This is a genomic window from Leptolyngbya sp. Cla-17, from assembly GCF_016807185.1.
GTDB lineage: Bacteria > Cyanobacteriota > Cyanobacteriia > Leptolyngbyales > Leptolyngbyaceae > ULC077BIN1.
Genome location: NZ_JAEVYN010000002.1, coordinates 578,007 through 596,357, shown reverse-complemented (window position 1 = coordinate 596,357; position 18,351 = coordinate 578,007). Strand labels below are relative to the sequence as shown.

Here is an 18,351-nt window from a genome sequence, read left to right as displayed (position 1 = left end):
TACTCTGTTTTAGCTTGATGGGCACAATATTGCTGCTGGCTTCTATTCCCTAACTGGCTGCTTTTACTGCTTTTAACTGATCAGGAGTGTGATAGTAGCAAGTAAGGATAGAGTCGATCGCTTCTTTGCCAACCGCGATCGCGTTTACTTTTTCGCTATGCGCTGGATCAATCAGGTGCCTGAGAGGCTGCTTTACGCTGTTGAAATGCCGCATTGCTTCTGAGGCTTTGTGATCCCATTCGGCATAGTAATGCAGCATGTCATCGGGCATGACTGTGGTGCGGGTAGTGTTTGGCTCAGGCAAACAGTGGAAAGGCTTATCTAGGTTGAAGTAGCCGTAGTCATCCGTGATCTCATCACCAGGGAAAATATCTGTGGCAGCAAGCTCAAAATTGTAGGGGGTGGCGATCAAGGTCGAGTTGAAGCTGTGGTTCACGTAGCGGGCAATATCCCAGCACAAAATATATTGCCCATGTTCGTCGCGAAAGCAATACTTAAGCAGGCGATCGCGCAGCAGCAAGTCCAGAGACATGACGTACGCTTCGTCAAATTTCTGATCTAGCTCATCCAAAATCCAGGTAATAGTGCCTTTCGGAATGAGTTGAGTTGCAAACACACCATAACCGATGGATTCGTCGATGAATCGAAGTTCTGTATGTGGATGCATCATTGTCGTTAGTAGCCTTCCTCTTCGTATTCAGGAGTTTTTGTTTTTTCGGGAATGTTGACACGAGGTGCAGTGTAGCTATTAGGCTGTTTATCTGCCCAAGCATCTTCTTCTAAATCGTCGAATGGCGCGTCGTACTGGTCATCATAATCATCGTCATAGTCGCCTTCGCTATAAGGCTGGGCTTGGGGTTCGCTTTTGTAGCGATCGCCAGCAGTTTTTTCGCTCCAGTTATCGCCTTCATCATCCTCGTCCTCGTAATAAAGCGGTTCTGCACGACGCTCTTGCTGACGAATTTGGCGAGGTTCTGGCTGCCCCCAATTATCCTCATCCCAAGTTTCTTGAACCGCAGGTTCACGTTGCCGAAGTTGAGCGTTGACAGGAGTTCGTATGCCGGTTCCAAGCTGATTTTCAGACCGCATTGGGGCGATGTAGCCTTCGTCTTCGTCTCGTTCCCAAGGTGGGCTGCCAATGCCTAACCGCTCTAATACGCCTACTGATAGCTGAATTAGGCGGTCTTCTGAGCCTTCAAACACAATCAGGCGATCGGGTCCACTGCTGACAATTTCTTCAATTGGCAGTTCATAAGTGCTGACGACTTGATCGGGAATCAGAGGAAGACCAATAGACGCGATGATTAAAGACGTGACTTTGCCGTCGTCTACATCAAATTTGAATCCGCGTACTTTCCCTAGAAGTTCGCCTGTTTCAGTGATCACTTCACAGTTGATCAAGCTGCTATAAACTTCCGTATCAATTTCTTCAATCACATCTTCATCGTCGACCAGAATGACATCGCCAATTTGCCGGATGCTAGTTAGCAGCATGGGTTGGGGAGTGCCATAGAGCAGATTGGGTCGAAGGCTCAGCGCTATGACTTCACGCTGGTCAATATCGACCCAAAGTTGGCTGACTACGCCAAGTTTTTTTCCACTATCACGGGTGACCACTAATGTACCGAGAATGTCAGAGCGTTGGCGAATTGCTTCAGATGCCATTTATTTTTTCCCGAATCCTAATCCGCGAATCATGTTAGATGTTATATCAAATCACAGAGAGGCTCTTTGTGGAACTAGGTCAATTCCTAAAACTTGTGTGAACGCACCACGAGCCTGGGTCACCCCAATCTGACGCTGGGCAGATTCAATCATGGGACGACGAAGACTCACGACAATAAACTGCGCCTGCTGCGATTGCTGTTTGATCATTCTAGCTAATCGCTCTACATTTGCCCCATCAAGAAACATATCGACCTCATCAAACGCATAAAACGGAGAAGGACGGTAGCGCTGTAAGGCAAAGATAAAGCTCAGCGCGGTGAGGGATTTCTCCCCCCCAGACATGGAAGCAAGACGCTGAACGGGCTTGCCTTTGGGGTGGGCGACTAAATTTAAGCCGCCGTTGAATGGATCATTGGAGTCATCCAGTTGCAGATGTCCATCGCCATCAGAGAGGATGGCGAAAATAGATTGAAAGTTTTCGTTGACCGCATCAAAGGCTTCTTTGAAGGCGCGCTGTCGAAGGGTAGTAAAGTTTTCGATGCGAAGCAGCAGTTCGGTGCGCTCTTCTTCTAAAGTGTGGAGTTTTTCGCTGAGTTCATCCAATCTGGCTTGGGTACGTTCGTGTTCTTCCAATGCCAGCATGTTGACAGGCTCCATTGCCTGAAGCCGCTTTTGTAGCGATCGCAGCTCTTGCTGAAGCTGTTCCAAGCCAATGTCTTCTGGCACTTCGGGTAGAGGATCAGGCAGATTGGTGTGCTGAGTCTGCACCTGGGCTTGCAGGGCAATCAGTTGTTCGCAGCGGTTTTGCTGGGTTTCCTGCACTTTTTGCCGATTCCATTCTCGCTGTTGATGCTGCAATTGGCGATCGCGCAGTTGTCGTTCTGCGCTGTCTCGTTGTCCTTTTTCGGCTCCCAGACGTTTTTCCAGAGAAACCTGGGTTGAGCGGGATTCTGTAATTTGGTCGTTGATGGTGGACTGCTGAGTGTTGAGCGCTGACTGTTGCTGAAGGTGCGCGGTTTGCTGCGTGCGGTAGTTCTGTATACGTTCCTGAGATTGACCAATTTTTTCTGCTAAACGCTGGCATTGGTTATCTAGCTCGCGGAGGCGTTGTTCGACGGTTCGCAGTGCCAATTCTTTTTGACTTAAATCTGCTTCTTGCGATCGCAGGGTTGCCTGAACTTGCTGCCATTCACTGTGAGTATGAGATTGCTCCAACTCGGTCAGGGTTTGCCGCAATTGGTGCAATTGGGTGTCTTGAGCTGGGATCGCGGCTTCTAAAGTTTGTAAGCGGGTTCGAGCGGTGTTGAATTCTTGGGTTTGCTGCGTTTGCTGGGAGTGCAGGTGAGCAAAGTTGGCTTCTAGGGTTTGCAGGTCTTTTGTAAGCTGGTTTTTCTGAATCTCAGTTTCGCGATGCTGCTGGCGTAGCGCGGTGAGTGCCTGAGTGCGTTCTCGAACCAGATCTCCGGCGCGATGGATGCTGTTGTCGCAGTGGATGAGGATGCGCTCAATTTCCTGGAGGCGATCGCGTAGGGCTTTAACTTCATCGGAGTCACCAGAATCCATCGGGCCAAAGTGAAGCGACTGACGGGTGTTGCTGCTGCCGCCAGTCATAGCACCAGAGGATTCCAGCAGGTCGCCTGTGAGCGTCACAATCCGGTAATCGCCCAGGTGACGACGGGCATCGCTGAGAGTCTCAAATACGACGGTAGAGCCGAAGACGTAGGCAAAGACATCCCGGTAGCGATCGTCAAATTCGATCAGGTCGAGAGCATAGCCCAGACAGCCACCTAAGGAGCGCAGCGTGCCCCGATTGGGCGATCTCCCCGCTTGAATTTTGTTCAGCGGCAGGAAGGTGGCACGTCCGGCTTTGCGCTGTTTCAGCAGTTCAATGGCGGCGGCGGCAACGCCATCGTCTTCCACCACTAAATTTCCCAGTCGGGCACCTGCGGCAGTTTCCAGCGCCAGTTGATAGCGAGGTTCTACCCGTCCCAGTTGGGCAACCAAGCCGCAAATGCCACCTAGGTTCATTTGCAAAATCAACTGGGTGGCGTGGGTGCCCTGGGCTTCTTGCAGGGCTTGAGTTTGAGCTTCTAGCTTGTCGAGACGACGCTGTTTCTCGCGCTGTTCGTGTAGCAGGCGATCGCGGGTTTCTTGCTGAATTTGTAGTTCTTGCTCAGCATTCGTCAATCCTTGCGCCAGAGATTGCACCTGCTGTTGAAATGCAGCGAGTTGTGTCTCTACCGCAGCTTGTTGGGTCTTTTGCTCCACAAGCTGCTGTTCCAAAGCTTGCTGTGCTTGTGTTTGCTCTTGCAGTTGGCGCTCTAACAGATGAATGCGCTCTTGCAGTTGGGCTTGTTCGGTACGCTGAGGATTGAGGATTGCCAGAACTGCATCAATTTGGTGACGCAGATCGGTTTGCTCTTGCACCCAAGCTTCCGCAGTGGCGGCACTAGCGCTGGCGGCTTCGCGGCTGAGGTTTAGCTGTTGCAGAGCGCGATCGCGCTCTGCCTTTAGCGTCACAAAATCCTGTGTCTCTAATATTTTTTTCTCTTGGGCCAAAGCATCTAACTGGTGCTGCTGCTCTTGGAGTTCTTGCTGAGTGCGGCCCAGATTCACTGTCAACTCGCGGCTAGCAGTTTGCAAGTCATGCTCTTGCCGCTGCAATTGGCGCAGTTCGGCTTCGCGGGTTGCCAGGGTCGCCTGCAATGCCAATAGTTCTTCTTCGCCTAAGGCTTTAACGCGGACGTTGAGTTGCTCTAGCTCGGTCGTGGATTGCTGAATTTCGAGCGCCAGGGTCGCTAGCTGGTCAGTAAAATCGGCGATCGCCCGTTCGTCGCTGCCAAGCTGCTGTTGAAGCTGCTGTATGGCACGGGTGGATTGGCGATATTGAATCACCGCGTCCCATTGTTCTTTGCGCTGCAATTCTTGCCGCAGTTTTTGGTATTTTTCTGCTTTGATGCGGTCTTGGGCAAGGCGATCTCGCTGGTCAATTAGTTCGCGCTCAACAATGTGGTACTTGTCTTCCCGATCCTTGACCGCATTCAGTTTTTCTCGCGCCTGGACAATTTTGCGATCAAACGCCGCTACGCCTGCCAGTTCGTCAATTATTTCCCTGCGCTCCCGCGAATTCATTGAGATAATGCGCGTCACATCTCCTTGCAGCACGACATTGTAGCCTTCAGGATAAACCCGCAGTCGATTTAGGGAATCGTGAAGTTCTGTGAGCGTGCAGGGTTCGCCATTGATGTAATAGTTTGAGGTGTAGGTGCCCTGCTGAGTCACTCTCAGCTTGCGGGTAACACTCCATTCGCGTGCGGATTGATGCCCATTTCCGTTGCCATTCGCGCCATTTTTAGCCTGTCCGTTAAGCTCTGCACCACTCAATAAATCGGACTCAGCCACCATTGAACCATCACCATTCACTGATTGTTCAATTTGATCATCCATCGACAGCGGCTCATCGCCCAGGTCGAAGGTGACGGTGACACTGGCTTCCACGGTAGAACGGTTGCGCGTACTTTGGGTGTGGTTTACTAGGTCAGGGAGCCGTTCCGCTCGCATTCCTTTAGAACCCGCTAACCCCAAGCAAAACAGCAATCCATCGATCAAGTTGGATTTGCCTGATCCATTTGGACCCGAAACCACGGTAAACCCCGGCAGCAAGGGAATCGTTACCTTACCGCCAAAGGATTTGAAGTTAGAAAGTTCCAGGCGCTTAATATACAAAGCCTGTCAAGTTTAGGGGGTTAGGAAAGGGCGAGAAGTCGTGTTAAGTGTAATTGCTAAACGTGAAACTAAACAAAAATCTCAAAATTCCCTTTCCTTATAACACGAACTAGAACAAGCGTCCTAAAATTACATTGCACCAGATTTTTTGTTGAAGATGACCAGAATAGTTTTGACAATTAGCTCTAGATCATATTTCAAGCTCCAGTTTTCCTGATATTTCAGGTCAAGCTGCACAATATCCTCAAAATTTTTCACCGAAGATCGCCCGTTTACCTGCCATTCTCCCGTCATGCCGGGTTTAATATCCAACCGCTGCCATTGAGGAATTTCATATTTTTCCACTTCATCAGGAGTCGGCGGGCGGGTGCCCACTAAGCTCATTTCACCCTTCAGCACGTTCCAAAATTGGGGTAGTTCATCTAGGCTAGTTTTTCGCAAAATGCGACCAACGCGGGTAATGCGAGGATCGTTCTTTGCCTTAAAGATTGCGCCTTCTGCGTCATTTTGAACCAGGTGCTTTTTGGCTTCGGCATCGGTAATCATCGACCGAAACTTCCACATTTTGAAGCGCTTGCCCATTTGGGAACATCGAACTTGCCCAAAAAAGAGTGGACCGGGACTGTCGAGTTTGATGGCGATCGCGATCGGAACAATCGCCACGCCCGTAATTGCTAGCCCAATTATGGAACCCACAATATCAATTATTCGCTTTGGCACCGACTTGACGGAAGGATGAGTAATAAACGGCTGCTCATCCGCTTTGCCAATATTTCTAAAGCGCTGCGGCATTAGCCTCCCTGGAGCGCCCTCAATAGACCTTCTTACCAAGTTTGATGATGGATCGACTGGTTTAGCTGCTGCTATAGAGCCAGAGGAGAATACCGATGGCTCTCCCTGCTCAATCACAAAGAATTTATCTAAGTCAGCTAAGGCAAGCGCAGACATCACCTGCGGTGGCACATTTTGCAACACGAGGTTGAACCCAGTTTTTTGCGCCATTTTGCGGCTGGCGACCAGGGCACCAATTCCACTGCTATCCATAAACTTTGTTTCGCTGAAGTCTAGCGCAATGCGCGTTAAGTCAGGATTATTTTGGCAAACTTCTTGAAAGCTCTGCTTGAATTCCACTGCCTTCTTGACCGTAAAAACGGGGGGAATGTGAATAGAGCAGGCGTGATCCACTATTGTTACTTGACAAGGGTTTCCGTTAGATTCAACCACAGCGCTAGCTCAACTTATGTAAGTGGACTGTAAAGCAATTGATTGGTAGATAATGCGGCAATATATCGCAGTCTCTATATTGCACCCTGCATCTTAGCCACGAAATTCTTAAATCATCGTGGAAAGCTTACCCATTTATTAACCTCTTGAACTCAATTCACAGCATTCACACATTGATATTCCTCGCAGTAAAAACTCTAAAATTCATTGATGCGATCGCCGCCACTCTTCAGCCACCAAATCAAGCCCATAAAAACGCTGCCAAAATCGATCAACAGTTCTCGTAGATAGCACCTTCGTCAGGAAAAACAGTAAAAACCGACCTCCTGTGGCTGCCACATAGCGCGGCTGGGGACGACTGGTATTCAGTGCTTTGATAATCACCCCAGCTACTTGTTCCGAAGTCCAAGCGTTGGCGTTTGTTTGTTGTTCTAGCGTCTCCATTTTTTGAAAAGCCGCCCGGTAAGGCGTAGTCTCTGGGTTGGGGAATATTTTGGTAATCTCTTGCCTCACTACTTCAAAAAAGTTAGTGCTGACTGGACCCGGTTCGATCACGCTCACCTGAATGTTGAAGGGTTGCAGTTCCATTCGCAGGGTATCGCTGAGGGCTTCTAGGGCAAATTTGGAAGCACTATAAAGTCCACCAAAGGGAAAGGCCGTTCTGCCGCCAATAGAGCTGATGTTGATAATTTTGCCACCGCCGCGATCGCGCATTGCCGGAATCAGCGATTGGATCAGCGTCAACGGACCTAATACATTCACCTCAAACTGGCGACGGGCTGCTTCGGGAGGAACCAGTTCCAAAACGCCCATTTGCCCATAGCCCGCATTATTCACCAATGCATCTACCTGACCAAAGTGATTTAATGCCTCCTTTGCCAGAGCGTGAACTTGATCGAGCTGGGTCAGGTCAGTGGCAACAGTCAGGGTTTCTGCCCCAGATTTATGGCACAGGGTCGCCACTGCATCAAGTTTTTCTAGGCTACGAGCCGCTAAAACTAATCGAATGCCTGGGTATTGCTGAGCTAAAACCTGCGCTAAGGCAGCGCCAATTCCGGTAGAAGCACCTGTAATCAAAATGACTTGTTCGGCAAGATTAGAAGATGGAGACATGAATCAACAAGGGAACCCATCGGTAAGGTAAGGACGCTACTATCTTGGCACTCTGTGGGATGAATCGCACTTATTGTTCCCTTAAACTCCGTAGCTTCAACCTATCTTCATCAATTATTTTTAAGCGAAGCTGAGATAAAAAACGAGGCCTACAGCGATTAACGCCGCTTTAATACCAGTAGGGTAATGTCGTCAAAAACGCGTTGATCGCCGATAAACTCCATGACATCAAAAATGACACGCTGCTGGATTTCGGTTGCTGAGCGATCGCGATTCATTTGCAGAGCTCGATGAAAGCGCTCCAATCCATATTGCTCTTTTTTTAGATTCATGGCTTCGGTAATGCCATCGGTGTAGAGTACGGCCACATCGCCAAGGTTTAGCTGAATGTTAGTTTGCGCGACAAAGGCACTGATGTCTTTTTCCAGCCCTAAAGGAAAACCCAACTCAAACGTATCGATACATTCGATCTCCCCATCGGTTCGCAATATAATCACGTCTTCATGCTGCCCGGTCAGATTCAGTACGCCCATTTCGTACTGAAGCAGGGAAAGGGTCATGTTTTTTTGGGATTTCATCCGGTGAGTGTTGTCATACAAAGTGCTGTTAATCGTGTTCAGCAGTTTGATTGGATCCTCTTCGCCATTCGCAATCAAAGTTCGCACGGCAGTTTGTGTCATCAGCATCAGCACACCGCTTTCCAAGCCGTGTCCGGTAACATCGCCAATGCCAATCCTAACTTTGCCGTTGTGCTGCACAACATCATAATAATCGCCGCCAACTTCTTCGGCAGATTGCATGAATCCAGCAATATCTAGGGGTAAGATTGCTTTCAGTTCGGCTTCTCGTGGGAGCACCATTTCTTGCAATTGGCGCGTTACAGCTAGCTCAGCACCCATTCTCAGATTTTCTGATTTTAACTGTTGATTCAGCGTCACAATTTCTGCGTGGGCTTGAGCTAGGGCAAGTTCTGATCGCTTGCGATCGCTGACATCCCGCACAATAATCAGTACTTCATTTTCTTCAAAAGGGATAATACGTGATTCCTCATACTGGAGCGTCCCATCGACTTCCAACGTGGATTCAAACAGTTGTAATTCGCCCGTTTGCAGTGCCCTTTCAACATAATGCATTCGCTTTTGAGCATGTTTAAGCGGCATCACTTCGTACTCGCTTTTGCCAATGAGTTCCTCACCAACCACATTGAAATTAGTCGGTGGAATAAAGTCTAAATAAATTCCTTCGCGGTTCATCTGTAACATCAAATCGGGAATAATTTCCAGCAATGCCCGCTTTTTGTTCTCGCTTTGGCGCAAGTCTGCTTCAACTCGTTTCAGGTCACTAATGTTTCGCGCTGCCCAAATGACTGTGGTTTCCGTCAAGGGCGCAACATAGGCAGAATACCAGCGGATCTCGCCTTGAATGGGCAGTTGATACTCAACGTTGACCGCCTGCTGAGTTTGTAAAACCTGCTGAATGTGATGCAGATGATTATCTGCTTGGTCTTTTGGCAACACATCATAGAGCGTTTTACCTAGGCGATCGATTTCTGGCTTGTATAAAACGCTGGCTTGGGCAGATAAAATTTTGAGATACTGCCCCTGCCCATTGTGAACCACCACATAATCATTCATTGCCGTGAACATTGCTTGGAGTTCGGTTTGGGTTTGTTGTCGTGCTGTGGTTTCGTCTTGCAGTTGGATAAGAGTCGTTTCTAGTTCTTGAGATTTTTGCTCTAGCTGGGAGATGTGTTGAACGGCTTGAGGCACCTCTGCCAGCAGGTTCATCAGCAGGTTTTGCATGACTGGATCGGTTAATTCCTTGATGCCGAGCCAAGGCATGGGCTGAATGGATTGATCGCTGCCATACACAATCTCAAACTGTCCATTAGGCTGCGCTTTGCCCAGGTAGCACCCTTTCCAGAGATGCTGGTTTTCATCAATCCGCACTAAACCACTTGGAGCCTCAAAGGTTTGCCCAATGGCAGAATTTCGGACGGCATTAATCTCCAGCGATCGCGCCGCTTCCACAGCTTGCTTCCACAGATACACCTGGGTATAGGCGGCTTCAATAGGGTCGCTGGTAACGCGATCGCTGCCATACCTCGCTTGAAAGTTTTGGACAAATTGCTGGTTTTTGGGGAGGTCTAAACTTTGGAAGTAGCTCCAACTGGCATAGGTGCCTGCGGCTTCTGCGGCGATGCGTTGTAACTCTGGCTCGGCAACACTGACCGCCATGATCGGCATTTGAGCAGGCTGAATTCCAGATTGATAATACTGCTGATAAAATGCCACATTGCTGTCGCCATTGAGCGTGTTGAAAATGACATCAGGCTGTAGCTGAAGAATGCGATCGAGAATGTGGGTGAAATCCTTGCCGCCCAAAGGCACGTAGGCTTCTTCAAGCACATTGCCACCCAATCCTTTCAGTTGAGCATCAATAATTTTATGAACCGTGCGTGGAAACACATAATCTGATCCCACTAAATAAAACCGCTTGCCGTGCTGCTTCACAAGCCACTCTAGGGCAGGTTTAACCTGCTGATTGGGACAAGATCCGGTGTAGAAAATGTGCTTAGATTCTTCTAAGCCTTCATATTGCAGTGGATACCAGAGCAGGACATCCAGGTCTTCCAAAACGGGAATGACCGCTTTTCGACAGGCAGAAGTCCAACAGCCAAATAACGTGGCAACCTGATCTTGCTGGATCAGCTTTCTCGCTTTTTGAGCAAAGGTTTTCTCATTTGAGGCTCCATCTTCAATACTGGGTGCGATCGCTTGACCCAATACACCGCCAGATTGGTTGATTTCGGCGATCGCCATCAGGGCAGCATCAACGAGCAATGATTCGCTAATTGCCATTAAGCCAGTTAAAGAATGCAAAATACCAACATTTATCATGAGAACGCAAAGGCTCAATAGAATTTTTGGCGGTTCAGCTAATTTGGCGCTTTAGCTAATATTGTTCCCTGTGCGGTTAAAGATGGCTAGTGCAGCCTTTCAAAAGGTTCTTCAAAGTGACGAAAGGTGATGCAATATCAAGCGTATAGTTTGTTCTCTTTTTGCACCAGCCTTTGAGATCTAGATGAGCTTCACGCTTCAAAAGGCTGAACTCTCACAGTTGCGTTATCGGTTGGTGTGACTGAGTACAGTTGCGGGATTTATATTTTTTTAAGCTAATCATAAAGAGCATTTAAAGTTTGGCGTATCTACTAAACTCTTGAATGCTCTGCAACGAAGCAGTGTATCCATACTTTAACGAGGCAACATGATAGATCCGACACCCACACTGACCCCCAATTCTAGTTACAGTCTCACGATTCGCTTCCAATTTCCCAATCGCCCTGGCATGTTGGCAAATGTGACGACAGCGATTTCTTCTTTGGGCGGCAGTCTGGGACAAATTGACCTGATTGAGCAAACTCGTGAGGTTTCTGTGCGAGACATTACAGTGGATTGCGCCAGCACTGAACATGCTGAAACGATTGTAGAAGCGGTCAAGGCGCTGCCGGAAACTAAGGTGATTAATGTCTACGATCGCACCTTTACCATTCATCGAGGCGGCAAAATTACGGTAAATAGTCGGATTCCGCTACGAGGACAAGCAGATCTGGCAATGGCATATACTCCCGGAGTGGGGCGAGTTTGCTCAGCGATCGCCGAAAATCCTGAAGAAGTATACAACTTGACGGTTAAGCAAAATATGGTGGCGATCGTAACGGATGGCAGCGCCGTTTTGGGTTTAGGCAACCTTGGACCCGAAGCCGCCCTGCCAGTGATGGAAGGGAAAGCTATGTTGTTTAAAGAATTTGGCGGCGTGGATGCGTTTCCTATTTGCTTGGCAACCCAAGACACCGATGAAATTGTGGAAACCGTCAAGCGAATTTCCCCGGTGTTTGGCGGCGTGAACTTGGAAGATATTGCGGCTCCGCGCTGTTTTGAAATTGAGGCACGGCTTCAGCGCGAACTGAATATTCCCATCTTTCATGATGACCAGCACGGCACCGCGATCGTCAGTTTGGCAGCGCTGATCAACGCTTTGAAGGTCGTGAAAAAGCAAATGGCAGAAGTGAAAATTGTGATTAATGGTGCGGGAGCCGCTGGGATTGCGATCGCCCGGTTACTGCGAAAAGCCGATGCTCACCATATCTGCCTATGTGACTCAAAAGGGATTCTCTCCCGCGATCGCGCTGATCTAAATGATCAAAAACGTGAGTTTGCTGTGGAGCAAGGCGGCAATCTGGCAGATGCTATGAAGGACAGTGATGTTTTTCTAGGGGTGAGTGCACCGGGAGTCGTCTCTCCAGAAATGGTGCAATCTATGGCAAAAGACCCCATTGTGTTTGCGATGGCAAATCCTATTCCCGAAATTCAGCCCGAACTGATCAGTCAGGATGTGGCGGTGATGGCGACGGGGCGCAGCGATTATCCGAACCAAATTAACAATGTACTGGCATTTCCGGGGCTATTTCGAGGTGCGCTTGATTGTCGCGCTCAAACCTTCACCACCAGCATGTATTTGGAGGCAGCCCAAGCGATCGCGGAGCTGGTCAAACCGTCCGATCTCAGCCGTGAATACATTGTTCCTTCTGTGTTTGACGAACGCGTGGCAACGGCAGTCTCCGCCGCCGTTCAACGCGCCGCCCGTCAAGATGGAGTAGCTAGAAATTAGGAGCTAGAGCATAGTCATAAAACCGATTTTAGATCTTTTATGAAACTGCTACTGGTAGGGCATTTCAGCAAAAGTAGTCAATTTGCCGAAAATGCCCTCCGTCCAAGAGAAGAAGATGGAACGAAAAGTATCAAATTGATCGTGGACAACAACTCGTTGAACAATCCACTAAAAAAGTGATCGACAAAACCACACGAAACCAAACTGACCGCTTGCTTCTAGAACGTTTTTCTTTAGCTGAAATTCCCAGCACTACCGAATTATGTTTTTACCTTTTGACGATCGCTCAGGGAAAGGACGGAATTCCAAGTATCGGACATGGAAAGTCATGTTCCAATTGTTGGACTAAAGAATGATTGGAAGATTTGCACCCTAAAACCAAAACAGTTGCGGACTCTGCTTTTACAACCTGACGAAGCTCATCTGCCAAGTTACCAAACCGAAGATGGGTTTTAAGCGACCCCCGCCACTCATCTGCCAAATGACGTGCTTGCCACAGAATGTGATCTGCTTGCTCAAACTGGTGCATTTGCCAGTCAAAAATACCGCAAACACTACCCTGAGTCGGATCTGGCAATTCAGCAACTAAACTGGCTCCTATTTTGCTCAAGGGTTGCACCTGGGTAAATTCGCCAGATTCCCGGACAGGCAAGGAATAAGCCGCACTCTCCATTGGATCGGGGCGATCAAGGGGATCCAGATATCCAGTGCGATCGCTGCCCTCAGCACTTTTATCCACCACATAAATGACCTGCACCATCACCGACTTTTGAGTTGCCAAGCGCGTTTGGTGAGCAATCCACAGGGTTAAATCAAGCGCAGTCTGGCTATGGGGAGAGGCGTTGTAGGCAACCAAAAGATTAATTTCATTGGAATTTGCCAACGTATCATCATCGGTCCCCTGTTTAGGAACCAGCACCATTCGTTTAGCCATTTCGGGACAGCCAAGCGCGTTTTCAAGTCGCGCTAGCATTGGGAGAATTTTCACGTTTTTTTGTCCTCTCAAGATCTTTTTTTGGGAGAGGTGGGTCAAAGCGACAAATACGCTGAAACCACATGCTTTGAATCGTATCGAGCATGAAAGTTGAATATGTATTTGTCAGGAGACACCAATGACCATGACTATAAAGCCTCAGCATTGGGCGCTCCTTCCATTGCCGACGGAGTTAGCTGACGGGCTAAGACTGGAAGGTGTCTCTCTTACCCAAATGGTAAAATTCGCCCCGAATACACTGGTTCCTCCGTTCCAGACAGTGTTTTAATTTCAGCAAGATGAGTCTGCTGTTACACTGCACTCAGATTAGGCTACCCACTAGGTTGACAGGTGATGAAATCGATCAAGGCGTGTTGCTGAATAGTGTTCAAGAACTAACCTCATGATTAATGAGATATGACTCTACAAAACTGCTACCTTCAAAACAAATTGGCCTTACGATAGATTGAGTCTAGACTGCAAACATACTTTGACAATATAGCTTGCTGATTTCAAAACAGCCATGTTCCCTCGGAAGGTTTACATCAATTATAGAATATGCAAAATATGCAGTACAAAGATAGGCTTTTTGCACACGGTTGGATCTTTTGAGCGTGACTTCTCTTACCGCTTCAGGGCTTGACTTAAACCAATTGTTTCCGTTTGATTTGGACGAGTTCCAGGAACGGGCGATCGCTGCACTAGAAGCAGGGCGATCAGTCGTAGTGTGTGCGCCAACGGGTTCCGGCAAAACCCTAATTGGAGAATATGCGATTCATCGTGCGATCGCGCGCGGACGGCGGGTTTTTTACACCACACCACTAAAAGCTCTGTCAAACCAAAAGCTGCGAGATTTTCGCGAAATGTTTGGGTTTGACCAGGTTGGATTACTAACAGGCGATGTCTCCATCAACCGAGATGCGCCCGTGTTGGTGATGACCACCGAAATTTTTCGTAACATGCTTTATGGCACGCCCATCGGGGAAGTGGGCACCTCGCTGACAGGCGTAGAAGCGGTGGTGCTAGATGAATGTCATTATATGAACGATCACCAGCGGGGTACCGTTTGGGAAGAATCCATCATCTATTGCCCTCCAGAAATTCAACTTGTTGCGCTCTCAGCCACCGTTGCGAATAGTGACCAACTCACCGATTGGATTCACCAGGTGCATGGACCCACCGAGTTGATCTATTCCGACTTTCGTCCCGTTCCCCTCAGCTTTCACTTTTGTAATCCCAAAGGGTTGTTTCCCCTGCTCGACGACAGCCAAAAACGTATTCATCCCCGGCTCAAGCCGAAGGGTGGCAAAATGGCGGGTCGGATGGGTGGCGGTCAGCGTGCGCCCAAACAAGACAGCGCTTCGTTGGCATACATCGTCAGCCAATTGCAACAGCGGGATATGCTCCCTGCTATTTATTTCATTTTTAGTCGGCGAAATTGCGACCAGGCGATTGAGCAAGTACGTAACTTTTCATTGGTCAATCCTGCCGAAGCGGCGCAGCTAAAGCAGCAGATCGATGAGTTTTTAGAACGCAACCCAGAAGCGGCAAGAGCGGGTCAGGTTGAGCCACTGTATCACGGTATTGCTGCCCATCATGCGGGGATATTACCGGCCTGGAAAGGCTTGGTGGAAGAACTTTTTCAGCAGGGATTAATCAAGGTAGTGTTTGCTACGGAAACTTTGGCGGCGGGAATTAACATGCCTGCTCGAACAACGGTGATTTCTAGCCTTTCCAAGCGGACTGATTTGGGGCATCGCCTGCTGAATGCGTCCGAATTTTTGCAAATGGCGGGACGAGCCGGGCGACGCGGCATGGATGTGCAGGGCTATGTAGTGACGGCACAAACGCAATTTGAAGGCGCAAGAGAAGCCTCTTATTTGGCAACAGCGGGAGCCGATCCACTGGTCAGCCAGTTTACTCCCAGCTATGGCATGGTGCTAAATTTGCTGCAAACTCACAGATTGGAGGAGGCACAGGAGTTAATTGAGCGCAGTTTTGGGCAATATCTCTCGACGCTCTATTTGCGACCTCAACAAGAGGCGATCGCTCAATTGGATGCTGAGCTTGCCCAGCTAGATGCACAAATTGAAGCGGTAGATTGGAACCTGTTAGCGCAATACGAGAAGTTACAAGAGCGGTTGAAAGAAGAACGCCGCTTGCTCAAAATTTTGCAGCAACAGGCAAACGAGGTGAGATCGACCGATATGGGAATGGCGCTTTCCTTCGCTGTTGCCGGAACGATTATTAGCCTAAAAAGTTCGCAAAACGGCATCTCTTACCTACTCGCTGCCGTTTTAGTCATGAAGACGACTGGCGCTGGACAGTATCCATACCTGATCTGTCTCGGCAAAGATAATCGCTGGTATGTCGCCACGGTGGGCGATGTGGCAGATTTGCGCGGTGAGATTCCCCGCATGACCGGAGTAGATGACCTGACTCCGCCGCCCGATATGCTGTTCAAACCGGGGCAAACTCGCAAAGGAGATGAACAAACTAGGGCGATCGCCCAAAAGATCCCCCCTGCACCTGACTTGGCGGATCACGCTCCAGAAGTGCACATCCAACAGCAGCGAATGCAGGGTGTAGAAGCTGAACTGCAGGCTCATCCGGTGCATCAGTGGGGCAACCGCGCCACGATTCTAAAGCGACAGAAACGCATGACTGCCATTCGTGAAGAATTGCGAGATCGCCGCACAAAACTCAATCACCAAGCCCATCGCTACTGGGAAGCCTTCCTCGACCTGATCGACATCCTGCGAGACTTTGGCTGCTTAGATGACCTGATTCCCACACCGCTAGGGCAATCTACCGCTGCCATTCGTGGCGACAACGAGCTTTGGCTTGGCTTAGCGTTGACCTCTGGCGAACTGGGAGTTTTGGAACCCCATCACCTTGCAGCCGCCTGTGCTGCCTTGATCACCGAGGTTTCTCGTCCTGATATGTGGACTCGCTACGCGCTTTCTGGGAAAGTGGAAGAAGCCTTAAATGGACTTCGTAGTATTCGTCAGCGCTTATTTCAGCGGCAGCGCAGGCTTCAGGTGGTGCTGCCGGTGTGGCTAGAGTACGAATTTGTCGGCATTGTGGAACAGTGGGCGCTAGGCATTGAGTGGACGGAGATTTGCGCCAACACTAGTCTGGATGAAGGCGACGTGGTCCGGATTCTGCGCCGCACGTTAGATTTTCTCTCCCAAATTCCGCACGTGCCCCACTTGCCAAATGAGCTAAAACGAAATGCAGTTAGAGCCGTTCAACTGATCGATCGCTTCCCTGTTAGCGGTGCAGTGGAGTAGGCATAGTGGAGCGAAGGATGGTGAAAAGATAGTGCCTCAGTCAGACTTACCTCAAGAATTACAGCCGTTTGCCGTGCTGGGTGTGCCTGTCCATCTCACGAGCGATTATTTGGGCTGGTTGGTGTCTCAGGCAGCCCAAAAGCGCGGTTGCCATGTGGTGACACTAAACGCAGAAATGACCATGCAAGCAGGGCAAAATCCTCAGCTTGCCGAAGTTGTTCAGCGGGCAGAACTGGTGATTCCCGATGGTTCCGGCATTGTGCTGTATCTGAAGCTATATGGCAAGCAGGTAGAGCGTCGCCCCGGAATTGAACTGGCAGAAGGAATGCTGCAAGCCTTTGGCAAGTCGCAGAAATTGGGCACCGTGTTTTTCTATGGCGGACAACCGGGAGTCACGGATGCCGCTGCCACGGTTTGGCAACAACAGTTTCCGGGACTGATGATTAACACCCAACACGGCTATCTCAAACCAGAGGAGCAGTTTGGGTTTGAGCAGCAATTAAAAGACTTGCAGCCCGGATTGATTTTGGTGGGTTTGGGTGTGCCTCGGCAAGAATTTTGGATTGCAGAGCGTCGTCATCTTTGCCCTGATTCCATCTGGATTGGAGTGGGTGGCAGCTTTGACATTTGGGCAGGCACGAAAACTCGCGCTCCAGAGTTCTTTCGCAAAAACCATTTGGAGTGGCTATATCGCCTCTATCAAGAGCCGTGGCGCTGGAAGCGAATGCTGGCGTTGCCCCATTTTGCATGGCGATCGCTCCTTTATCGGGCAGGAATAGGGAATAGAAAATAGGGAATGGGAGCTATTTGGGGGCTTGTGTGCTCTAATAAACGAGAATTTGCGATCGCTCAATTTTTGTACCTATGCCCCAAGGTTCAACCCGCTTGCCGCTGAAAGAAACGAGCCAAGAAGCCAACTCGGTATCACCCTTATCGGATGAGACTCGGAAGGCGATCGTATCTTTGCGGCAGGTTCACAAAGCCTATAAGAACGGCTTCAACGCACTCACGGATATCAATCTGGAGATTCAAAGCGGCGACTTCCTGTTTGTCACAGGACCTTCTGGTTCGGGTAAATCCACTTTTCTAAAGCTCCTGTATGGCGAGGAACGGGCAACAGCGGGTGATGTGATGGTGAATGGCTTAAATGTGGGTGGCTTAAAAGGCGATCGCTTGGCAGCCTTGCGGCGACGGATTGGTATTGTCTTTCAAGATTACAAGCTGATTCCCCGGCGCACAGTGGCAGAAAATGTGGCGTTTGTGCTGTGGGCACAGGGCTATGGTCGTCAGGAGATTCAGCGTCGCCTTCCCCCTGCCCTCAAGATGGTCGGACTCCAGCACAAGGCGGATAGTTTTCCCGATGAGTTATCGGGTGGAGAACAGCAGCGTGCCAGTATTGCCCGGGCGATCGTGAGCACACCACCGCTTGTGCTTGCCGATGAGCCGACTGGCAACCTGGATGCAGACAATTCCTGGCAGGTGATCAAAATTCTCAAAAAACTACACGCGATCGGCATTACGGTTATCGTCACGACCCATGACGAAAGCTTGATTCGCCTCTCAAACCATCCCGTGGTTCAAATTCGCAATGGTCATCTTTATCGTCCTCAGCCAAAATGACAGAGTTATAGCAACGCCGAAAGTATGGAATGCGAGAATAGCGAATTGACTTAGACAGTTCTT

The 18,351-nt window shown here is 49.3% G+C and carries 11 protein-coding genes and 1 riboswitch; of the genes, 4 read left to right on the top strand and 7 right to left on the bottom strand.

The annotated features are described in order from the left end of the window. Window positions 1-49 precede the first annotated feature (49 nt). From JOY44_RS13920 to urtA, 6 genes are all read right to left on the bottom strand, one after another. Window positions 50-670, bottom strand: a complete 621-nt coding sequence (locus JOY44_RS13920; RefSeq protein WP_171574292.1) for an SET domain-containing protein — start codon at window positions 668-670, stop codon at window positions 50-52. A gap of 5 nt (window positions 671-675) precedes the next feature. After that, window positions 676-1,665, bottom strand: a complete 990-nt coding sequence (locus JOY44_RS13915) for a PRC-barrel domain-containing protein (protein WP_171574291.1) — start codon at window positions 1,663-1,665, stop codon at window positions 676-678. 51 nt (window positions 1,666-1,716) lie between these two features. Further along, entirely contained in the window at window positions 1,717-5,394 is a 3,678-nt protein-coding gene (smc, locus tag JOY44_RS13910; RefSeq protein ID WP_171574290.1) for a chromosome segregation protein SMC, read from the bottom strand. A gap of 129 nt (window positions 5,395-5,523) precedes the next feature. Further along, window positions 5,524-6,618 (bottom strand): sugar transferase, encoded by a 1,095-nt coding sequence (locus JOY44_RS13905; protein ID WP_171574289.1) that lies wholly within the window; start codon window positions 6,616-6,618, stop codon window positions 5,524-5,526. A 204-nt stretch (window positions 6,619-6,822) separates the two neighbouring features. Next, window positions 6,823-7,731 (bottom strand): SDR family oxidoreductase, encoded by a 909-nt coding sequence (locus JOY44_RS13900; RefSeq protein WP_171574288.1) that lies wholly within the window; start codon window positions 7,729-7,731, stop codon window positions 6,823-6,825. A 158-nt stretch (window positions 7,732-7,889) separates the two neighbouring features. Next, the gene (gene urtA, locus JOY44_RS31395) at window positions 7,890-10,631 is read right to left on the bottom strand and encodes an urea ABC transporter substrate-binding protein (RefSeq protein ID WP_281063305.1); all 2,742 of its coding nucleotides are present in this window, start codon (window positions 10,629-10,631) and stop codon (window positions 7,890-7,892) included. A 367-nt stretch (window positions 10,632-10,998) separates the two neighbouring features. Between urtA and JOY44_RS13880 the strand changes: the two genes are divergently transcribed. Further along, window positions 10,999-12,402: a malic enzyme-like NAD(P)-binding protein gene (locus tag JOY44_RS13880; RefSeq protein WP_171574287.1), complete on the top strand. Its 1,404-nt coding sequence runs from the start codon at window positions 10,999-11,001 to the stop codon at window positions 12,400-12,402. Between the two features lie 286 nt (window positions 12,403-12,688). Here JOY44_RS13880 and JOY44_RS13875 read toward each other — a convergent pair whose 3' ends face one another. Next, window positions 12,689-13,375 carry a universal stress protein gene (locus JOY44_RS13875; RefSeq protein WP_171575989.1) on the bottom strand — a complete coding sequence of 229 codons (687 nt, stop codon included), beginning with the start codon at window positions 13,373-13,375 and terminating at the stop codon, window positions 12,689-12,691. A gap of 167 nt (window positions 13,376-13,542) precedes the next feature. Further along, window positions 13,543-13,682, bottom strand: a riboswitch (cyclic di-AMP (ydaO/yuaA leader). A 307-nt stretch (window positions 13,683-13,989) separates the two neighbouring features. Between JOY44_RS13875 and JOY44_RS13870 the strand changes: the two genes are divergently transcribed. From JOY44_RS13870 to ftsE, 3 genes are all read left to right on the top strand, one after another. Beyond that, window positions 13,990-16,668, top strand: coding sequence for a DEAD/DEAH box helicase (locus tag JOY44_RS13870; RefSeq protein ID WP_197985328.1), 2,679 nt, complete (start codon window positions 13,990-13,992; stop codon window positions 16,666-16,668). A 31-nt stretch (window positions 16,669-16,699) separates the two neighbouring features. Beyond that, on the top strand, window positions 16,700-17,461 hold the full coding sequence (locus JOY44_RS13865; RefSeq protein ID WP_171574285.1) for a WecB/TagA/CpsF family glycosyltransferase: 762 nt from the start codon (window positions 16,700-16,702) through the stop codon (window positions 17,459-17,461). A gap of 71 nt (window positions 17,462-17,532) precedes the next feature. Next, entirely contained in the window at window positions 17,533-18,288 is a 756-nt protein-coding gene (gene ftsE, locus JOY44_RS13860) for a cell division ATP-binding protein FtsE (protein ID WP_171574284.1), read from the top strand. Window positions 18,289-18,351: the final 63 nt, after the last annotated feature.

What these genes read in the sequence shown, in the direction of transcription:
- JOY44_RS13880 (WP_171574287.1), top strand. Translation starts at nt 10,999, where the DNA reads ATGATAGATCCGACACCCACACTGACCCCCAATTCTAGTTACAGTCTC.
- ftsE (WP_171574284.1), top strand. Translation starts at nt 17,533, where the DNA reads ATGCCCCAAGGTTCAACCCGCTTGCCGCTGAAAGAAACGAGCCAAGAA.
- JOY44_RS13875 (WP_171575989.1), bottom strand. Translation starts at nt 13,375, where the DNA reads ATGCTAGCGCGACTTGAAAACGCGCTTGGCTGTCCCGAAATGGCTAAA.
- JOY44_RS13900 (WP_171574288.1), bottom strand. Translation starts at nt 7,731, where the DNA reads ATGTCTCCATCTTCTAATCTTGCCGAACAAGTCATTTTGATTACAGGT.
- JOY44_RS13920 (WP_171574292.1), bottom strand. Translation starts at nt 670, where the DNA reads ATGATGCATCCACATACAGAACTTCGATTCATCGACGAATCCATCGGT.
- JOY44_RS13915 (WP_171574291.1), bottom strand. Translation starts at nt 1,665, where the DNA reads ATGGCATCTGAAGCAATTCGCCAACGCTCTGACATTCTCGGTACATTA.
- urtA (WP_281063305.1), bottom strand. Translation starts at nt 10,631, where the DNA reads ATGATAAATGTTGGTATTTTGCATTCTTTAACTGGCTTAATGGCAATT.